This window comes from Micromonospora vulcania (assembly GCF_042658605.1).
In the GTDB taxonomy this organism is placed as follows: Bacteria; Actinomycetota; Actinomycetes; order Mycobacteriales; family Micromonosporaceae; genus Micromonospora; species Micromonospora vulcania.
In genome coordinates, this window is the sequence record NZ_JBHSQS010000009.1 from 163,114 (window position 1) to 178,978 (window position 15,865).

The window sequence follows — 15,865 nt, forward strand, 5'->3', positions numbered from 1 at the left end:
CTCAGGTGCTCGTGGTGCTCGGCACCGAGGCGGGTGGCGCCGGGCGGGCGACGCCCCGGTTCAGACCGGTGACCAGCAGCCGGTTGTACGAGGCCGGCAGGACCCGGGCCAGCAGGTCGGGCAGCTTCGCCGACCAGCCGATCAGGACCCGGCCCCTTCGCCGCTGCACGCCTCGCAGGATCACCTCGGCGGCCCGCGCCGGCGCGATGGTGAGCAGCTTCTCGAACTGCGCCCGACCGGCCGCGTACTCCTCGTGCGAGACGCCGCTGCCGATCCGGGCATTCTCGGTGATCCGGGTGCGGATCCCGCCGGGATGCACCGAGGTCACCCCGATGCCGTCGTCGACCAGCTCGTGGCGCAGCGCCTCGGTGAAGCCGCGGACGGCGAACTTGCTCGCCGAGTAGGCGGTCTGCCCGGCCGGCGCGATCAGCCCGAACAGGCTGGAGACGTTGACCAGGTGCGCGCCCGGCTCCGCCTTGAGCATGGGCAGCAGCGCGTGGGTCAACTGCACCACGGCCCGGAAGTTGATGTCGATGACCCAACTGAACTCGTCGTACGTCACCTGGTCGAACCGGCCGCCGAGACCGACGCCGGCGTTGTTCACCAGCAGGCGGATGCGCGGGTGCCGCTGGCCGATCTCGGCGGCCACCCGGGCGGTGGCCGCCGCGTCGGCGAGGTCCACCAGGTAGGTGTGCAGGTGGCGGTCCGGGTATTCGGCGCGGATCTCGGCGGCGACCGCGTCCAACCGCTCGGCGTCCCGGTCCAGCAGCACCAGGTCGCTGCCGCGGCCGGCCAGCGCGTGCGCCAGCGCCGCACCGATGCCGCTGGCCGCGCCGGTGACCACGGCCGTCGCACCGGCGAAGTCAAACCTCTGCACGATCGGTGCTCCTCTCCTGGCGGGCGACGGCGAACCGGACGCCCTCGTCGGTGAGCCGGCCGTGCCGCATCAGCAGCACGTCGCGGGGGTAGTTCTGGTACAACCGCCACGGCGCGGTCGCACCCTGCTTGGGCAGAGCGTCGACGCTGCGCAGCACGTACCCCGAGCGCAGGTCGATCAGCGGGACCCGCCCGCCGCCGGGCGGCGACAGCGGGGTGACGATCTGCTGGCCGGTGCGGTCGAGGTGGCGCAGCAGCCGGCAGACGTAACCGGCGACCAGGTCGGCCTTGAGCGTCCACGAGGCGTTGGTGTAGCCGATGGTCAGCGCGAAGTTCGGCACGCCGGAGAGCATCATGCCCTTGTAGGCGACGGTGCTCGCCAGGTCGACCTCGACGCCGTCCACGCTGAGCGTCATGCCACCGAGGGCGAGCAGGTTGAGCCCGGTGGCGGTGACCACGATGTCGGCCGGCAGTTCGTCGCCGGTGGTCAGCCGGATGCCGTGCGTGGTGAAGGTGTCGACGGTGTCGGTGACCACCGACGCGACGCCCTGCCGCACGGCGGTGAACAGGTCCCCGTCGGGCGCCACGCAGAGCCGTTGGTCCCACGGGTCGTAGCGGGGCGAGAAATGCCGGTCGAGGTCGTACCCGATCGGCAGTTGACGCTTCGCGGCCCGGCTCAGCAGTCGTTTCACCAGCCCGGGCGCGCGCCGGCTGAGCTGGAAGTTGACGGTGGAGAGCAGGACGTTCTTCCAGCGCACCACCGGATACGCGGCCTTCGCCGGCAGCCAGCGCCGCAACGCGCCGGCCAGCCGGTCACGCGAGGGCAGCGCGATGACGTACGTGGGTGAGCGCTGCAGCATGGTCACGTGCGCGGCGCGCTGAGCCATCGCCGGCACCAGGGTGACCGCGGTGGCACCGCTGCCGATCACCACCACCCGTTTGCCGGTGTGGTCGAGGTCGTCCGGCCAGTGCTGCGGGTGCACCAGCCGCCCGGCGTACGCCTCGACGCCGGGCAGCGGCGGGGTGTAGCCCTCGTCGTAGCGGTAGTAGCCCGAGCAGACAAAGAGGAACGAGCAGGTCAGCTCGACGGTCTCGGCGGTGTCGACGCGCTGCGCGTACACCGTCCAGTGGGCGGTGCCGCTGTCCCACTCGGCACGCAGCACCCGGTGCCCGAAGCGGATGTGCCGTGGCACGTCGTACTCCCGGGCGGTCTGCTGGACGTACTCCCGGATGGCCGTGCCGTCGGCGATGGCCCTCGGGTCGGTCCACGGTTTGAAGGAGTAGCCCAGGGTGAACATGTCCGAGTCGGACCGAATGCCCGGATAACGGAACAGGTCCCAGGTGCCGCCGATCGCGTCGCGCGCCTCCAGCACCGCGTACGTCTTGTCGGGGCACTCGCGGCGTAGGTGACAGGCGGCGCCGATGCCGGACAGGCCGGCTCCGACGATGAGCACGTCGACGTGGTCGGAGGGCATCGCGATCCTCCATCCGGGGCGGTGGACGGACACTAACACCGCACCCGCATGGTCGACAGCTACCGCGATACCACTCCCCCACCGCCGGGTTGAGCTACTGCGACACCTTCGTGGACGTCATGATCCAGTTGGTCTCCCAGGTACGTTCGCCGTCGACCGAGAACGCCTGCTCCCAGCGGGCCGTCGTCGCGGTGATCTCGGACCAGATGAACCGGCACCGGACCGGACGCCCCTCGTGCTGGTCGTCGGCGTAGAAGCGACCGACCCCGTCGACGAAGCGGCCCACCATCGGCGGCTGCTCCAACTCGCCGCGTCCGCTGTTCATCCAGTAGATCGACCACTCCTTTCGGGCCGGGTCGAAGATCCGGATCGTGGCGCCGGTGAAGCCCTTGGTCGGAAAGGTGATCTCGTCGAAGTTGCCGCCGCCACCGAAGAAGCTGTGCGCGACCGACACCCCCGGAAACTCCTCCCACTCGTCCGAGCCGACCAGCCGCTCGCGCAGCCGGCGGTTGACCACGTTCCAGGTGCCCACGTAGAAGTCGAAGTCGCCCATCAGCGGCCCACCGGCCCTTCCGCTCGCGTGTCGTGCAGGTATCCGGCCAGTTCGGGACGTTCCGGCGCGAGCAGGTGCCGCACCCAGGCGGCCCGCTCGTGCTCCAGCACCGCCAACTCCCACACACAGCCCACGGCGGGCCGGCTCAGCGGGACGAAGTTGGTCGGGTCGTCGTCCGGGCAGTCCAGCGCCGGCTGGCCGGCCGCGGCGACGCGTACCTCCAGGGCGTTGTCCCACACCCAGGTGTACGCCAGCAGGTAGGCGCCGGTGTCCCCGCCCCGGTGCAGCACCACCCACCCGGCGGCCGGGGTGCCGTCGTCCGGCACGTCGGCCAGCAGCGCGGGCAGCAGGTCGTACGCGGCCTTCTCCACCTCCGGCTCGATCGGCCGATCCGGCTGGTCTATGTGGTAACGCTTGAGCTGGCGACCGTCCACGATGACCGGTCCCGGCGTCCGTAATTGCTTGTCGCGAAATGCCATGCCGGGACGGTACGACCACTCCCCTGACAGCTAGTGTCAGTGAAGTGCGGGCATCTCGACTTCTCTCCCTCCTGCTGCTGCTCCAGTCGCACGGTCGGCTGACCGCCACGCAGCTCGCCGAGCGGCTGGCCGTCTCCCCCCGCACGATCTATCGGGACGTCGAGTCACTGCACGCCGCCGGCATCCCGCTCTACGGGGAGGCCGGGCACGCCGGCGGCTACCAGCTCGTCGACGGCTGGCGGACCCGACTCACCGGGCTGACCGCCGAGGAGGCCGACCGGCTCTTCCTGGCCGGGCTGCCCGGACCGGCCGACGAGTTGGGCTACGGCGACGTGGTGGCGGCGCTGCAGCTCAAGCTGCACGCGGCCCTGCCCGCGCCGCTGCGCGACCGGGCCACCCAGTTGCAGCAGCGCTTCCACCTGGACACCCCGGGCTGGTACGCCGACGGTGACGCCTCGCCCGAGCTGGCCCGTACGGCCGAGGCGGTCTGGCGGCAGCACCGCGTCGAGGTGCGCTACCGCAGCTGGCAGGGCGAGGTGACCCGGGTGCTGGAGCCGTACGGCCTGGTGCTCAAGGGCGGCCGGTGGTACGTGGTGGCCGACCGGCCCGGCCGGGGCGCACCGGCCACCTACCGGGTCAACCAGATCCTCGCGCTGACCCCGCTGGCCCAGGAGTTCGACCGGCCCGCCGACTTCGACCTGCCGGCCTGGTGGCGGGCCCACGTGGTGCAGTTCCGGGCCCGCCTGCACCGCGACGAGGCGACCGTACGACTCTCCCCGGCCGGCCGGAAGCGGCTGCGGGAGATCGGCAGCGACCCGGTGGTGACCGCCGTGGAGGCCAGCGCCGGCCCGCCCGACGCGCTGGGCTGGGTGACCGCGGTACTGCCCATCGAGTCGCTCACCCACGCACACGGTGACCTGCTGCGGCTCGGCGCCGACATCGAGGTGCTGACACCGGTCGCGCTCCGGGAGCGGCTGGCCGCCACGGCGGCCGAGCTGGCCGCCCTCTACGCCCCGGCGTGATGTGGGTCGCTCGCGTTGGCCGCGAGCGCGGGTCTGGGAGAGTGTGTGATCGTGGATGCGCTCTCGGTACGGGGACTTTCCCGCAACTTCGGCAACCTGGTCGTGCTCGACGACGTGAGTTTCACGCTCCGGGCGGGCCGGATCGCGGTGGTGCTCGGCCCCAACGGCAGCGGCAAGACCACCCTGCTGCGGTGCGTGGTCGGCGCCGACCGGCCGGACGCGGGCGAGGTGCTGGTGCAGGGCCGGCGGGCCGACGAGACCGACCCCGAGGTGCGGGCCCTGGTGGCGGCCGCCCTGGACGACATCGACTTCTTCCCCGACCTGAGCGTGGTCGAGCACCTGGAGCTGGTCGCGTACGCCCACGGGGGCAGCGCCGAGCCGGTCGACGAGGTGCTCGCCGAGCTGGGCCTGGAGCCGGCCCGCGACCAGCTGCCGGTGACCCTGTCCAGTGGGCAACGCCGCCGCCTGGCGCTCGCGTCCTGTTTCGTACGCCCGCGTCGGGTGCTGATCCTGGACGAGCCGGAGCAGCGGCTGGACGTACGCGGCCGGCAGTGGCTGGCCGACCGGCTGCGCCGGGAGCGGGACGCCGGCACGGCGGTCCTGCTGGCCTCGCACGACGCGGAGCTGATCGACGCGGTGGTCGACGAGCGGATCGAGATCGGCCGGTGACCGCGGCACCGGCCACGGTCGCCGACGAGCGGGCCGGCCTGCCCACCGCCCGGCAGGTACGGGCGCATCTGCGCCAGGCCCGCCGCCGGCATCACGATCATTCCCTCGGCGACGTGCTGGGCGATGCGTACGTCATGGTCCTGTTCGTCGGCATGTACGGCTGGTTCGCCATCAGCGAGGCCCGCGACGTGCTGCACTCTCCGAGCATGGGGAAGGCCGATCCGGGCGTGCGGTGGTGGCTCGCGGTCGCCGCGCTGCTGGCCGGCGCCGGGCTCGCCTGGCGCGGCCTGCGGGCGCTCGGCCCGTTGCTGGTCACCCCGGCGACGCAGAGCTGGGTGACCAGCGCGCCGATCGACCGGCGGGCCTGGCTGGCACCCCGCCTCGGCATTCTGCTGGCGGCCTCGGCGGCCGGCACCGCGGTGCTCGGTGTGGCCGTGGCGGCGCTCAGCGGCGTCGCCGACCTGGCGGCCCTGGGCTGGGCGGCGGGGGCCGGCGCGGGGTGGGGCGCGGCCGCACTGGCGCTGAGCGTCGTCGCGCAGGGCAGTCGGCCGGGCCGACGCTGGCCGGCCCTGGCGGGTGCGGTGCCGGTGCTGGCAGCCGCCGTCGTCACGGTCCTGGTGGTGCTCGTCGGCCACCTCGGCGACGGGCTGCCCCGACCGACGGGGGCGCCGACCGCCGCGCTGGTCGTCCTCGGAGTGCCCCTCGCGGTCGCCGCCAGCATCTTCGCGGTACGCGCGCTGCCCCGGGTGGACCGCGCCACGCTGACCACCGGCGCGCAGTTCGCCAACGCCGCCGCGACGGCCACCATCCTGCTCGACCCGAGCATGCTCACCGGTCTGGTGGAGAGCCGGCGCTGGCGCCGCATCGGCCGGGTCCGCAGCCGACGATTCCTGCCCGGCCCCGGATGGTGGGCGCTGCTGCAGGCCGACGTGCGCCGGCTGGGCCGCCACCCGAGCGCCCTGCTGTTCTGGGCGGCGTTGGTCGTCGTCCAGTACGCCGCCGCGCTCGCCCTGCCCGGCCTGGCCGGTGCCGTGCAGGTGGTGTTCGGCTACCTCGCCGCCGGCCGGCTGACCGGCGGCCTGCGGTCGATCAGCCGGTCACCCGGGTTGCGCCGGGCGCTCGGAGGCAGCGACAACGCGCTGCGCGCGATCCATGTGGTCGTGCCGGCGGTCGGCGCGGGGCTGTGGTGGCTGCTGACCCTGCCGACCGTGCACGGCGGGCCGGCCTGGCTGGCCCCGGCCCTGGCGCTCGGGGTGGTGGCCGCCGCCTATCGGGCCGCCACGCGACCGCCGATCGACTACGGCGGCGCGACCGTGAACACGCCGTTCGGGATGGTCCCGGTCGACCTGCTGCGCCAGGGCTCGCGCGGGCCGGCACTACTCGCCGTGCTGGTCCTGGGCCGAATGCTGCTGGGCTGACACGGGCAGGAGCGCAGCCCAGGCCGTCCCGTGGCCTGGCCTGCGCTCCTGCGGCTCAACCGCCCAGCCCGCGGCGTCCCGGCTCAACCGGCGTCGCGGCTCAACCGCCCAGCCGGCGGACCATGTTCATGACGGTCTCCACCTGGGCACCGCCCTTGATCGGGTAGTTGGTCGCACCGAGGTAGCCCCACCAGTCCCAGCAGCCGTTCGGATTGGTGCCGGCGGTGCTGGCCTGCGGGTAGAGGACGATCACGTTGTTGGTGTCGGCGTACTGGTTGAGGTTGGCCCGGTCGACGAAGGCGGTGCCCACCGAGCCGTACCCCTGCACGCAGCCGTGCAGGGTGACCAGCAGCCGGCACGACTGGCCGGCCGCACACGACGACGGCACGTAGGCAAAGCCGTTGGAGTCCATGCTCAATCCGTTGGCCCAGCCGTTGACCGCGAACGTGTCCTGGCTGAACCGGATGAGCGTGCCGCCGAGCGGGCCGGTGTTCGGCGCGTTCACGCCACCGAGCAGCTTGCGCAGCAGCGCGTTCTGCGGGTCGGTGCCGCAGTCGTTGAGGAACGGCGATGCGGTCGCGGTGCACCCCAGCGTGCCGTACGGGGTGACCCAGGAGTGACCGGCCGCGGAGCCGCTGTCGTACTGCACGCTGGCCCCGAAGTGCTGGTAGTAGCGGACCAGGTCGTCGGTGACGGACTTCTTGACGGTGGTGTCGTTGCCGCCGTGGAAGACGTACACCGGATCACCGGACAGGTTGCCCACCGGGTCGACCCAGCCGTAGGAAGCCCAGGTCCGGGTGTACGTCTGCAGGGCGGTCACGTTGGTCGGGTACAGGTTGTCGCCGCACCCGTAGAGCGCCTGCGCGACGTTGTTCTGCGCGCAGTAGTACGGCCCGGCGGCGAAGATGGCCGCGCCGCGGATCCGGGACGAGTACGCGACGTGCAGTTGGGTGGCGAGGTAACCACCGGAGGAGACGCCCGCGACGTAGACGCCGGAGACGTTGTAGGCGCGCAGCGACCCGGAGACCGGGGTCTTGGTGGACGGGTTGGCGGCCTGGGCGGGGGCCGCCGTGGTCAGGATCAACAGGAGTACGGCGGCGAGGGCGGTGGCGGCTTTCAGCGGTGTGGGCATTGACGCTCTCCTTGGGAGCGCCGGCGGGGGCGTCGGCGTGCGCCGACGCTATCGTGACGCAGAGCACACGAGGTATGAGCGCAACCGACACGTCGGCCGACGCCGGTGTGTACATTTCGCCTACTCGGATCCCCGACGCGAAGGACCCAGCGTGCCGGAGCGCGACGACACCGCACGACCGGGCCTGGCGCCCGGCGCCCGCCGGACCGCAGGCCCGATGTTCGCCGCCCTGTACGGCGGGCTGGTTCCGCACGCCTGGCACGATCCGGAGCACGACGCCTACCAGTTGTTCCATCAACGGTCGCTCGCCATGGGTTGGCTCGACGACAGATCGGCCGGAGGTGGTGCCGAGGACCGCCTGCGCGCGCCCGGGCTGTGGGGCATGAACGATGCCGGCTGGGAGCACCCCCTCGTCGCTGCCGGCACGGGGTTGATCTCCTGGTTCCAGGTCGAGGCCAGCGAGGTCGCCGACGACCGGTCGCTGCCGGTGCAGGCGTTCCTGCGGTGTGCGTGGGACGCGACGGCGCGTGCCGGCACGCCGAACCTGTCCGCCGTACAGGTGCTCCTGCCGGTGCAGGGTCTCGACCCCGCGTCGCGTGTGCCGTACGCGCCGGCGGTGCAGACGCAGGGGTGGTTCGCCGAGTGCTCCCCGGAGGCGAGGACACCGGTGCAGGTCACCGTCAACAGCGGTCGCGACCCGTCGATCCCCGCTGTCGCGCAGCAACTCACCGACCACCTCGCGCACGTGGACCAGGGCGTCTTCGTCTACCGCTCCCACGACCTCGCCGACCCCGACGTCGGCATGCCTCCACCGTTTGACGACCGGCTCTGGAACGGCCCGGCCCTGCACGGCGTGGTGCTGCGCGGCGGCCTGAGCGAGTGGTCGTGTGACGCGATCGGATGGGTGGCCGAGATCATCGCCGACCTCGCCGTCCAACTCGGCGTCCGGTCGCCGCTGCTGCTCACCGTGGCACGAGAAGCGTGACTCATGATCACCTGATGATGAGTAGTCGCCAGGACCGTCTCCGACCTGCTCCTCATCAAGTGATCACGGCGCTCGGGCGGTGTCGCCGGGCGGCAGGTGGCGGTAGCCGGGGATCGTCTCGCCGAACCAGCCGGCGACACTCGCCATGCCGCGCTCGTTGAGCTGCGCGTCGTGGATCGTGTACGCCCGCTCGGCACGGACCGCCCGAGCGAACCGGATCGCCTCGTCGAGGCGCAGCCAGGACCCCTGCGCCGGGACGAGCAGGGTGTGCACCGGCTCGTCCGGCACGTGCAACGAGTCGCCGGGGTGGTAGAGCCCGTCGCCGATCAGGTAGCCGAGGTTGGGGCAGTCGGGCTGGCCCTCGTGGATGACCGCGTGCCGGCCACCGTGGGCGGTGACCGGGATGCCGGCCGCGGTGAAGTGCTGCCCGACCTGGACCCGGGTGACCGGCAGCGGGGCGAGATCGGGCAGCCGGGCGCCGTCGGGCACGTACACCGGAACGCCCAGGCCGGCCAGCCGCAGCACGTCCACGTGGTCGGTGTGCTCGTGGGTGACCAGGACGGCGTCCGCGCCGACCAGGGCGCGCGGTTCACTCCAGGTGCCCGGGTCGACGACCAACACCCCACCGTCGTGCTCGACGCGGACACAGGAGTGGGTGAACCGGGTGATCCGCACCCGGCGACGGTACGCCCGCGACCGCGCTCCCGCCGTCCGGCTCGGTCTGACCGCGGTCAGCTCATGCGCGACGCCGACATCCGGACGATGTAGACGAACTGCACGCCGAACGCCACCAGTGCGGCCACCACCCCGACCGGGACCGCGAGCCAGTGCCCGGCCCCGGCCGCCCCGGTCACCAGGGCGACGCCGAGTCCGAGCAGCAGCGCGTTGACCGCGCCCACCAGCGCGGCCGTGGTGAGCAGATATTCCCACCGACCCGGCCGGGTGCCGACCAGGGTCCAGGCGGTTTCCATGCTGTCCTCGGTCACCACGGAGTCGGCGAAGAACTCGTGCTCGCTGGCGAGCTGGTGGTGGTAGTAGGCGCGGATGCGCTGGATTCGTAGCAGGGCCAGCGAGTTCTCCACGGTGGTCTCCACCAGACGGAGGAAGGTCAACACTCCGATGATCACCAAGGTGGGCAGGGCCGCGGCCACGTAGGGCCGGACCAGCTTGTCGTTGCTGGCCACGAACCCGAGCCCGATCAGGGCGGCCGACAGGACGGACAGGAAGATGGTGGCCCGGCCGGTGGCCTCCTCGATGGTGCCGGCGCGGGAGGACTGCAACGCGTAGTGCTCGGTGGTCAGAGCGGCGAGCAGCGCCTTCTCGCGTTCGCCGTCGTCCATTCCGCCTGGCCCTCCGCAGTCGCGCGACCCCGATATGGTCACCTTACGAGCGACCACGACGGAGGGAGACCGGATGCCCGAGTGGGCTGGTCGGGGCGGGCGGCAGCGACGTGCCTTCCTCGTCGGTGGAACGCTGCTCGGGTTCGCCGTCGTGATGCTGCTGGCCGCCTGGCTCAGCACCGGCTTCCTCAGTGACCTGCTGCTCAATCTCGGTGCCAGCGTGGTGCTCGCGGCCATCTCGTACGTCATCTTCGACCCGCTGTTCGAGGAGGCCCGCAAGGCGCGGGTGCAGGAGCACCTGAGCTTCGACCAGCAGGCGTTCGTGGCGCGGCTGCACCGCGCGGCCCGCCGGGTGCGGATCCTGGACACCTGGACGATCCTGCTGGAGCAGCGGTACCGCGAGGAGACCCTCGCGGCGATACGGTCGGCGTTGGCCAACGGCGCCCAGGTGCAGCTGCTCCTGCTCGACCCGGACTGCGCCGCCGCGCAGCAGCGCTCCGAGGAACTGGAACGGCAACGGGTCGACGTGCCCCGGCAGATCCGCACCAACCTGCGCCACCTGACCGCCTTCCAGGACGCCCTCGACCCGCGCCTACGGCACCGCTTCCAGGTCCAGCTCTACGACGCCTCCCCGTCGATCCAGCTCTACCAGTGGGACGGCCGGGCGCTGATCTCGTTCTTCCCGATCGGGAAGCTGTCGTTCAACGTGCCTCAGCTGGAGGTGGACATGGACAGCCCCTGGGGTGGGTTCGTGCACGCCCGGTTCGAGGAGCTGTGGGAACACGGCCAGACCACCGTGAACCTGGACCGGTACTGGTCCGTCATGGTCACGTTGCTGCACGACGAGTCCGACGTGGTCGAGGTGCAGGTGCCGTACGTGACGGTGGACGGGCAGCACTACATCGACTGCCGGGCGTTCCGGCTGGCCCGGCCGCTGAGCGTGCGGGCCGGTCTGCCACCCCGGGCGGCCGGCGCGGCAGCGGCGGTGTTCGCGCTCGCCGAACCGGCCGACGGGGACCGGACGCCGGCGGCCAGCGTCATCCGACACTTCGACCAGAAGTACGGGCGGGGCGACGGGGAGCGTGCGCTGCGCCGACTGGTGCCGCAGCCGAACGGCCCGCGTACCCCCGAACCTCGTTCCGCGGCGGCCGGCGACGCACACGGACGGTGACCCCCGAGGGGTCCGGGCGGGTCGTCGCGCGGGACAATGGTGGTCACGGCACGTCGCCGTGCCGATCGGCAGGAGGACCGTCCGCGTGTCGCCCGACCCCGCCGCACCGCCCGGGCCAACGCAGCTGCGTGCCGACTGCGGGCGCTGCTTCGGGTTGTGCTGCGTGGTGCCCGCCTTCGCCGCGTCGGCGGACTTCGCGATCGACAAGCCGGCCGGCCGGGCCTGCCCCAACCTGGGCACGGACCACCGCTGCGGCATCCACACCCAGCTACGGGAGCGCGGGTTCCCGGGGTGCACGGTGTTCGACTGCTTCGGCGCCGGCCAGCAGGTCGCGCAGGTGACCTTCGGCGGGCGGGACTGGCGGGACGCGCCGGAGACGCTGCCCGCGATGGCGGAGGCGTTCACCGTGCTGCGCCCGCTGCACGAGCTGCTCTGGTACCTCACCGCGGCGTTGGCGCTGCACCCGCCGGCCGACCTGCACGTCGAGCTGGTCCGTGCCCAGGCCGAGACGGCGGCGCTCACCGAGGGCGATCCGGCGCGACTACGTGAGGTGGACGTGGCGGCACAGCGTGCCCGGGTCAACCCGCTGCTGTCCCGAGCCGGCGACCAGGCCCGCTCCCGAGGTGGCACCGCCGGCCCCGACCACCGGGGCGCCCAGCTGCTCGGCGCGGACCTACGTGGGGTGGACCTGCGCCGGGCCAACCTGCGCGGGGCGCTACTGGTCGGCGCCGACCTGCGCGGCGTCGACCTGGGTCTGGCCGACGTGACGGGCGCTGACCTGCGTGGTGCCGACCTGCGCGGGGCAGAGCTGCGGAGCACCCTCTTCCTGCACCAGGCCCAGGTGGACGCGGCTCGGGGCGACTCGCGTACCGGGCTGCCGCAAACGCTCACCCGGCCGGCGCACTGGACGGCGCTGCCACTCACCCCGGTCCGCCAGCCGTCGAGGGCCACCGCGTCGGCCCGCCGCGGCCGGCGTCGCTGAGCGAGGTTTCGTCCGCGACGACGACGGGTAGCCAGCGCCGACGCGGAACGGCATCGACGGGGGGCACGGCGTGGGCTACCGAAAGCGGGACGGTGAGCTGCCGGCGGACCCGGCGCACGCCGAGGACGAGGCCGGCCAGGTCCCGTTGGTGCAGGTCGAGACGGACACCAAGGTCCCGGCCCCGGAGGACACCGACGTACGACCGGACATCGTGACCGAGGACAACAATTCGGGCGTCGCCGGCGGCTCCTCCGGCAGCAGCGGCGGCGGATCGAGCATGCCCGGGCATCCGGACGCGACCCGCTGAGCCGACGCCGGACGCGACCCGCTGAAGCGGGCTCAGGTCAGGATCAGCGGCTGGTCAGCGCCGCGGCCCGCGCCTCGGTCATGCCCTTGTTCGCCAGGCCGTCGGCCCGCTCGTTCTCCGGGTGACCGTTGTGGCCCTTGACCCACAGCCAGGTGACCTGGTGCCGCTCGCAGGCCGTCTCCAGCCGCTGCCACAGGTCGGCGTTCTTCACCGGCTGCTTCGCGGCGGTCAGCCAGCCGTTGCGCTTCCACGACGCCAGCCAACTGGTGATGCCGTTGCGCACGTACGTGCTGTCGGTGTGCAGCTCCACGGCGACCGGCCGGGTCAGGCTCTCCAGCGCCTGGATGGCCGCCATCAGCTCCATCCGGTTGTTCGTGGTCGGGGTGGACTCGCCGCCGCACAACTCCCGCTCGTGGTCGCCGTAGCGCAGCAGCGCGCCCCAGCCGCCCGGCCCGGGGTTGCCGCTGCACGCCCCGTCGGTCCAGATCTGTACGCCCTTGCCGGCCGCCGCGTCCACCATGCCCGGCAACCTACCGGGCGGCGCCGCCGCGCCCCGCGCTCGGGGGCCCGCCACGCCGGGGCTGGCCGGCCCGGCTGAGGCTGCCCCGGCCCGGCTGCCCGGCTCGCTCAGTCGGGCAGGGCCGCGGCGTCCGGTGCGGTACCGGCCGACCCGAGCACCGCGGGCGGGATGGCCGGCACCGGACGGGTCGGACGCAGCCGGTCACGGACCCGCTGCGCCGCGTCGCCGACGGTGGCGGCGATCATCGGCAGCAGTCGGGTGGAGTTCATCACCGCGACCTCCTCGGCCGGGCTGGTGGTGCCGTCCAGGAAGCGCAGCACCCGCTCGGCGGGGTTGCGGTCGAAGAGCCGGTCGAAGAACTCCGGGCCACCGACCCCACCGCGGTCCAGGGCACGCAGCGCGACCGCGTCCATCCAGCGGTGCCGACGGGGGTACGCCGCGGCGGGCACCGGCGGCCGACCGGCGGCGATCGCGCGGGCCACCTGGTCGGCCTGGCGGTACATCGCCGAGAAGGTGAAGCCGGTGGACGGACGGGTCGCGCCGCCGGCCGTACCGAGGCGGACCACCCGGGGCGTGGGTCGGGCCGGGAACGGCGCGTCGGTCATCGGGATCACCCCGTTCTCCACCTCGCGCACCCGTAGCCCGGCCGGGTCCAGCCCGAGCAGGTCTCGGTAGCCGGCCAGCGCCTCGTCGTAGCCGGCGTCGGTGAGCAGGCCGGGCGAGAACTCGGTGTACTCGACCAGGGCGTACCGGTCACTCACCGGCAGCACGTACCCGAACGAGACGCCCCGGGGCGGCTGCGGTGTGCGGAAGTCCATCAGGACCGCGCGGGCCGGGTCGAACGCCGGGCGGTCGGATTCCAACCACCAGCCACGAAAGTGCTGCAACCAGGTGGTCCGCCCGGGTCGCGCCGGTGGGCGGGGACGGGAGTCGAGCACCCAACCGGCCCGTACGGTGGGCCCGCCGCCGGTGCGCACCACCACCCGGGTGCCGTCGTCGGTCACCATCTCGGCGGGCGCGGCGATACGGACGGCACCGAGCCGACGCTCCGCCTCGGCAGCCCGGTCGTAGACCGGGCCGGAGCGGAGCATGGCGTACCGCAGCGGGGTCAGATCCAGCACCCGCCGCCGCGCCGGCGTGGCCACCTCGACCCGCTGCCAGCTCGCGCTGAGCAGTGGGTCCAGGTCGCTGCCCGGGTGACCCCAGAACGCCCAGGTACGGTCCTGGCCGCGCCGGCGCACCGGGTCGACGACGGCGATCCGCAGGTCCCGGACGCCGTGCCGGTCCAGCGCGGCGAGCACCAGCGACGCGGCGCCGCCGCCGCCGAGCAGCGCGAGGTCGACATCGAGCGGCGCGGTGGCGGTCACCGCACCACGCTGCCACACCGCCCGGCCCGGTCGCGCGCCGCCACCCGCGGTCAGTTGACCGGGGCGGGCTGACGCGCGGGCACGGCGGACGCGGGGTCGGCGTAGGCGCTGGCCACCGTCGCGCGGTCGAAGACCCGCCAGGTGGCGACGGAGACGCCGATCGCCACGGCCAGTCCGACCCAGTACGGCGCGGTGATGCCGAACCGGGCGGCGAGCACCCCGCCGAGCAGCGCGCCCACGCAGTTGCCGCCGGCCGCCACGAACAGGTTGGCGCTGGCCACCCGACCCTGCAACGTCGGCGGCGTGAGCCGTTGGCGCAGCGAGTTCGCCACGATGTTCCACAGCGCGCCGTGCACGCCGAAGGCGAAGAGCGCGAACCCGATCACGATCGTGCTGCGCGACGCGGCGAGCGCCAAATGCAGCCCCGCCTCGATCAGCAGGCCGATGCGGACCGTCCAGGTGGCGCCGACCCTTGCGATCAACCGGTCGCCGAGCAGGGCACCGAGCACGCCACCGGTGGCCATGCAGGTGAACAGCAGCCCGTAGCCCACCGAGCCGAGCCCCAGCCGTTCCCCGGCGAGCAGCACCAGCACCGCGAGCGCGGCGGTCAGGGTCACGTTGAGCAGGCCGATCAGCACGGACATCGTGCGCAGCAGCCGCTGGTGGGCCAGCCAGCGGAGCCCTTCGGCGATCTCCCGGCGTATCGAGCGGGTCCGGCTCGGGTCCACGTCGGTGGTCTCGGCCCGGAAATTGCCTCCGACCAGCGCCACCAACACCGCGCTGAGGGCGTACGTGACGGCGTTGACCAGGAACGGGCTGCCGGCCGCGAGCACGAACAGGAAGCCGCCCAGTGGGCCGGCGAGCATGCCCTGCATGAGGGTCGTACCGCCGCCGAGCCAGCCGTTGGCCCGTTCCAGGCGGTGCCGGGGCACCACGGTCGGCAGCATGGCCTGGCTGGCCGCGCGGAACACGACCTCGCCGGTGTTGACCACGAACAGCACCGCGTACAGCAGCGCCACCCCGGCCCGGCCGGTCATGATCGCGGTGGCCAGCACGGCCAGCGCGACCACCCGCACCAGGTCGATGACGATCATCAGCCGACGCCGGTCCAGCCGGTCGGCCAGCACCCCGCCGGGCAGGGCGAAGAGCAACCAGGGCAGCCAGGCCACGGCGGACGCCGCAGCCACCACGAGCGGATCGTCGGTACGCGACGCCACGAAGAGCGGCGCCGCGACGGTGGCCAGACCGCTACCAAGGGCCGACAGCGTGCTCGCCGCCCACAGTTGGGCAAACCGCGTCCCGAGCCCCGATTCCCCTTGTCGCGTCACGGCGAGCGAACCTACCAGCGCCCGAGGTGCGGGCACCCCCGCTTTTCCGCCGCCTCGGGGTGCGGCGGTGCCGACGTTTTCGTGCGCGGCGGGCACAACGGTGCCGGCGTTTTCGTGCGCGGCGGGCACAACGGTGCCGGCGTTTTGGTGCGCGGCGGGCACAACATCCTGGATCGAGTGGCATCCCAGCAGCGTCGAGGCCACTACATCCTGGTTCGAGCGCGTGCGGACGTGCGGACGT

17 protein-coding genes are annotated in these 15,865 nt (G+C 73.0%); 7 read left to right on the forward strand and 10 right to left on the reverse strand.

From position 1 onward, the window contains the following. Nucleotide 1 precedes the first annotated feature (1 nt). From ACFQGL_RS17280 to ACFQGL_RS17295, 4 genes are all read right to left on the reverse strand, one after another. Nucleotides 2-877: an SDR family NAD(P)-dependent oxidoreductase gene (locus ACFQGL_RS17280; protein WP_377512928.1), complete on the reverse strand. Its 876-nt coding sequence runs from the start codon at nt 875-877 to the stop codon at nt 2-4. After that, nucleotides 864-2,351: a flavin-containing monooxygenase gene (locus ACFQGL_RS17285; RefSeq protein ID WP_377512930.1), complete on the reverse strand. Its 1,488-nt coding sequence runs from the start codon at nt 2,349-2,351 to the stop codon at nt 864-866. The genes ACFQGL_RS17280 and ACFQGL_RS17285 overlap by 14 nt, the downstream gene beginning before the upstream one ends. A 94-nt stretch (nt 2,352-2,445) precedes the next feature. Beyond that, nucleotides 2,446-2,904 carry a hypothetical protein gene (locus ACFQGL_RS17290; RefSeq protein ID WP_377512932.1) on the reverse strand — a complete coding sequence of 153 codons (459 nt, stop codon included), beginning with the start codon at nt 2,902-2,904 and terminating at the stop codon, nt 2,446-2,448. Then, nucleotides 2,904-3,383, reverse strand: coding sequence for a hypothetical protein (locus ACFQGL_RS17295; RefSeq protein ID WP_377512934.1), 480 nt, complete (start codon nt 3,381-3,383; stop codon nt 2,904-2,906). The genes ACFQGL_RS17290 and ACFQGL_RS17295 overlap by 1 nt, the downstream gene beginning before the upstream one ends. 44 nt (nt 3,384-3,427) lie before the next feature. Here ACFQGL_RS17295 and ACFQGL_RS17300 point away from each other — a divergent pair, with 44 nt between their 5' ends. From ACFQGL_RS17300 to ACFQGL_RS17310, 3 genes are read left to right on the forward strand one after another with little or no spacing between them, the layout of a single operon-like run. Next, nucleotides 3,428-4,405, forward strand: coding sequence for a helix-turn-helix transcriptional regulator (locus ACFQGL_RS17300; RefSeq protein ID WP_377512936.1), 978 nt, complete (start codon nt 3,428-3,430; stop codon nt 4,403-4,405). 45 nt (nt 4,406-4,450) lie between these two features. After that, entirely contained in the window at nt 4,451-5,074 is a 624-nt protein-coding gene (locus ACFQGL_RS17305; RefSeq protein ID WP_377512938.1) for an ABC transporter ATP-binding protein, read from the forward strand. Then, on the forward strand, nt 5,071-6,492 hold the full coding sequence (locus tag ACFQGL_RS17310) for a DUF6297 family protein (RefSeq protein WP_377512940.1): 1,422 nt from the start codon (nt 5,071-5,073) through the stop codon (nt 6,490-6,492). Before ACFQGL_RS17305 ends, ACFQGL_RS17310 begins: the two co-directional genes overlap by 4 nt. Before the next feature lie 100 nt (nt 6,493-6,592). Here the strand turns inward: ACFQGL_RS17310 and ACFQGL_RS17315 are convergent, their stop codons facing one another. Then, the gene (locus ACFQGL_RS17315; protein WP_377512942.1) at nt 6,593-7,624 is read right to left on the reverse strand and encodes an extracellular catalytic domain type 2 short-chain-length polyhydroxyalkanoate depolymerase; all 1,032 of its coding nucleotides are present in this window, start codon (nt 7,622-7,624) and stop codon (nt 6,593-6,595) included. Between the two features lie 151 nt (nt 7,625-7,775). On the opposite strand from ACFQGL_RS17315, the gene ACFQGL_RS17320 reads away from it, so the two are divergent. After that, nucleotides 7,776-8,609 carry a hypothetical protein gene (locus tag ACFQGL_RS17320; RefSeq protein WP_377512944.1) on the forward strand — a complete coding sequence of 278 codons (834 nt, stop codon included), beginning with the start codon at nt 7,776-7,778 and terminating at the stop codon, nt 8,607-8,609. A gap of 63 nt (nt 8,610-8,672) precedes the next feature. Here ACFQGL_RS17320 and ACFQGL_RS17325 read toward each other — a convergent pair whose 3' ends face one another. Together ACFQGL_RS17325 and ACFQGL_RS17330 are read right to left on the reverse strand one after the other, a co-directional pair. Continuing rightward, nucleotides 8,673-9,284, reverse strand: a complete 612-nt coding sequence (locus ACFQGL_RS17325) for an MBL fold metallo-hydrolase (RefSeq protein WP_377512946.1) — start codon at nt 9,282-9,284, stop codon at nt 8,673-8,675. A 56-nt stretch (nt 9,285-9,340) separates the two neighbouring features. Then, nucleotides 9,341-9,949 (reverse strand): hypothetical protein, encoded by a 609-nt coding sequence (locus tag ACFQGL_RS17330; RefSeq protein WP_377512948.1) that lies wholly within the window; start codon nt 9,947-9,949, stop codon nt 9,341-9,343. A 73-nt stretch (nt 9,950-10,022) separates the two neighbouring features. On the opposite strand from ACFQGL_RS17330, the gene ACFQGL_RS17335 reads away from it, so the two are divergent. The 3 genes from ACFQGL_RS17335 (at nt 10,023) to ACFQGL_RS17345 (ending at nt 12,409) form a co-directional block, all read left to right on the forward strand. Next, nucleotides 10,023-11,120: a DUF5919 domain-containing protein gene (locus ACFQGL_RS17335; RefSeq protein WP_377512950.1), complete on the forward strand. Its 1,098-nt coding sequence runs from the start codon at nt 10,023-10,025 to the stop codon at nt 11,118-11,120. Between the two features lie 85 nt (nt 11,121-11,205). After that, the gene (locus tag ACFQGL_RS17340; RefSeq protein WP_377512952.1) at nt 11,206-12,102 is read left to right on the forward strand and encodes a pentapeptide repeat-containing protein; all 897 of its coding nucleotides are present in this window, start codon (nt 11,206-11,208) and stop codon (nt 12,100-12,102) included. Nucleotides 12,103-12,172: 70 nt separating this feature from the next. Beyond that, nucleotides 12,173-12,409 carry a preprotein translocase YidC gene (locus tag ACFQGL_RS17345; protein WP_377512954.1) on the forward strand — a complete coding sequence of 79 codons (237 nt, stop codon included), beginning with the start codon at nt 12,173-12,175 and terminating at the stop codon, nt 12,407-12,409. A 43-nt stretch (nt 12,410-12,452) separates the two neighbouring features. Here ACFQGL_RS17345 and rnhA read toward each other — a convergent pair whose 3' ends face one another. The 3 genes from rnhA to ACFQGL_RS17360 form a co-directional block, all read right to left on the reverse strand. Beyond that, complete coding sequence (gene rnhA, locus ACFQGL_RS17350) at nt 12,453-12,929, reverse strand: ribonuclease HI (protein ID WP_377512956.1); 477 nt, start codon at nt 12,927-12,929, stop codon at nt 12,453-12,455. Between the two features lie 107 nt (nt 12,930-13,036). Next, the gene (locus ACFQGL_RS17355) at nt 13,037-14,314 is read right to left on the reverse strand and encodes a lycopene cyclase family protein (RefSeq protein WP_377512958.1); all 1,278 of its coding nucleotides are present in this window, start codon (nt 14,312-14,314) and stop codon (nt 13,037-13,039) included. 32 nt (nt 14,315-14,346) lie between these two features. After that, nucleotides 14,347-15,624 (reverse strand): MFS transporter, encoded by a 1,278-nt coding sequence (locus tag ACFQGL_RS17360; RefSeq protein WP_377512960.1) that lies wholly within the window; start codon nt 15,622-15,624, stop codon nt 14,347-14,349. Nucleotides 15,625-15,865: the final 241 nt, after the last annotated feature.

Bases quoted from the DNA above. Each gene is read 5' to 3' on its own strand.
- ACFQGL_RS17290 (WP_377512932.1), bottom strand. From the start codon at position 2,904: ATGGGCGACTTCGACTTCTACGTGGGCACCTGGAACGTGGTCAACCGC.
- rnhA (WP_377512956.1), bottom strand. From the start codon at position 12,929: ATGGTGGACGCGGCGGCCGGCAAGGGCGTACAGATCTGGACCGACGGG.
- ACFQGL_RS17285 (WP_377512930.1), bottom strand. From the start codon at position 2,351: ATGCCCTCCGACCACGTCGACGTGCTCATCGTCGGAGCCGGCCTGTCC.
- ACFQGL_RS17330 (WP_377512948.1), bottom strand. From the start codon at position 9,949: ATGGACGACGGCGAACGCGAGAAGGCGCTGCTCGCCGCTCTGACCACC.
- ACFQGL_RS17295 (WP_377512934.1), bottom strand. From the start codon at position 3,383: ATGGCATTTCGCGACAAGCAATTACGGACGCCGGGACCGGTCATCGTG.
- ACFQGL_RS17315 (WP_377512942.1), bottom strand. From the start codon at position 7,624: ATGCCCACACCGCTGAAAGCCGCCACCGCCCTCGCCGCCGTACTCCTG.
- ACFQGL_RS17335 (WP_377512950.1), top strand. From the start codon at position 10,023: ATGCCCGAGTGGGCTGGTCGGGGCGGGCGGCAGCGACGTGCCTTCCTC.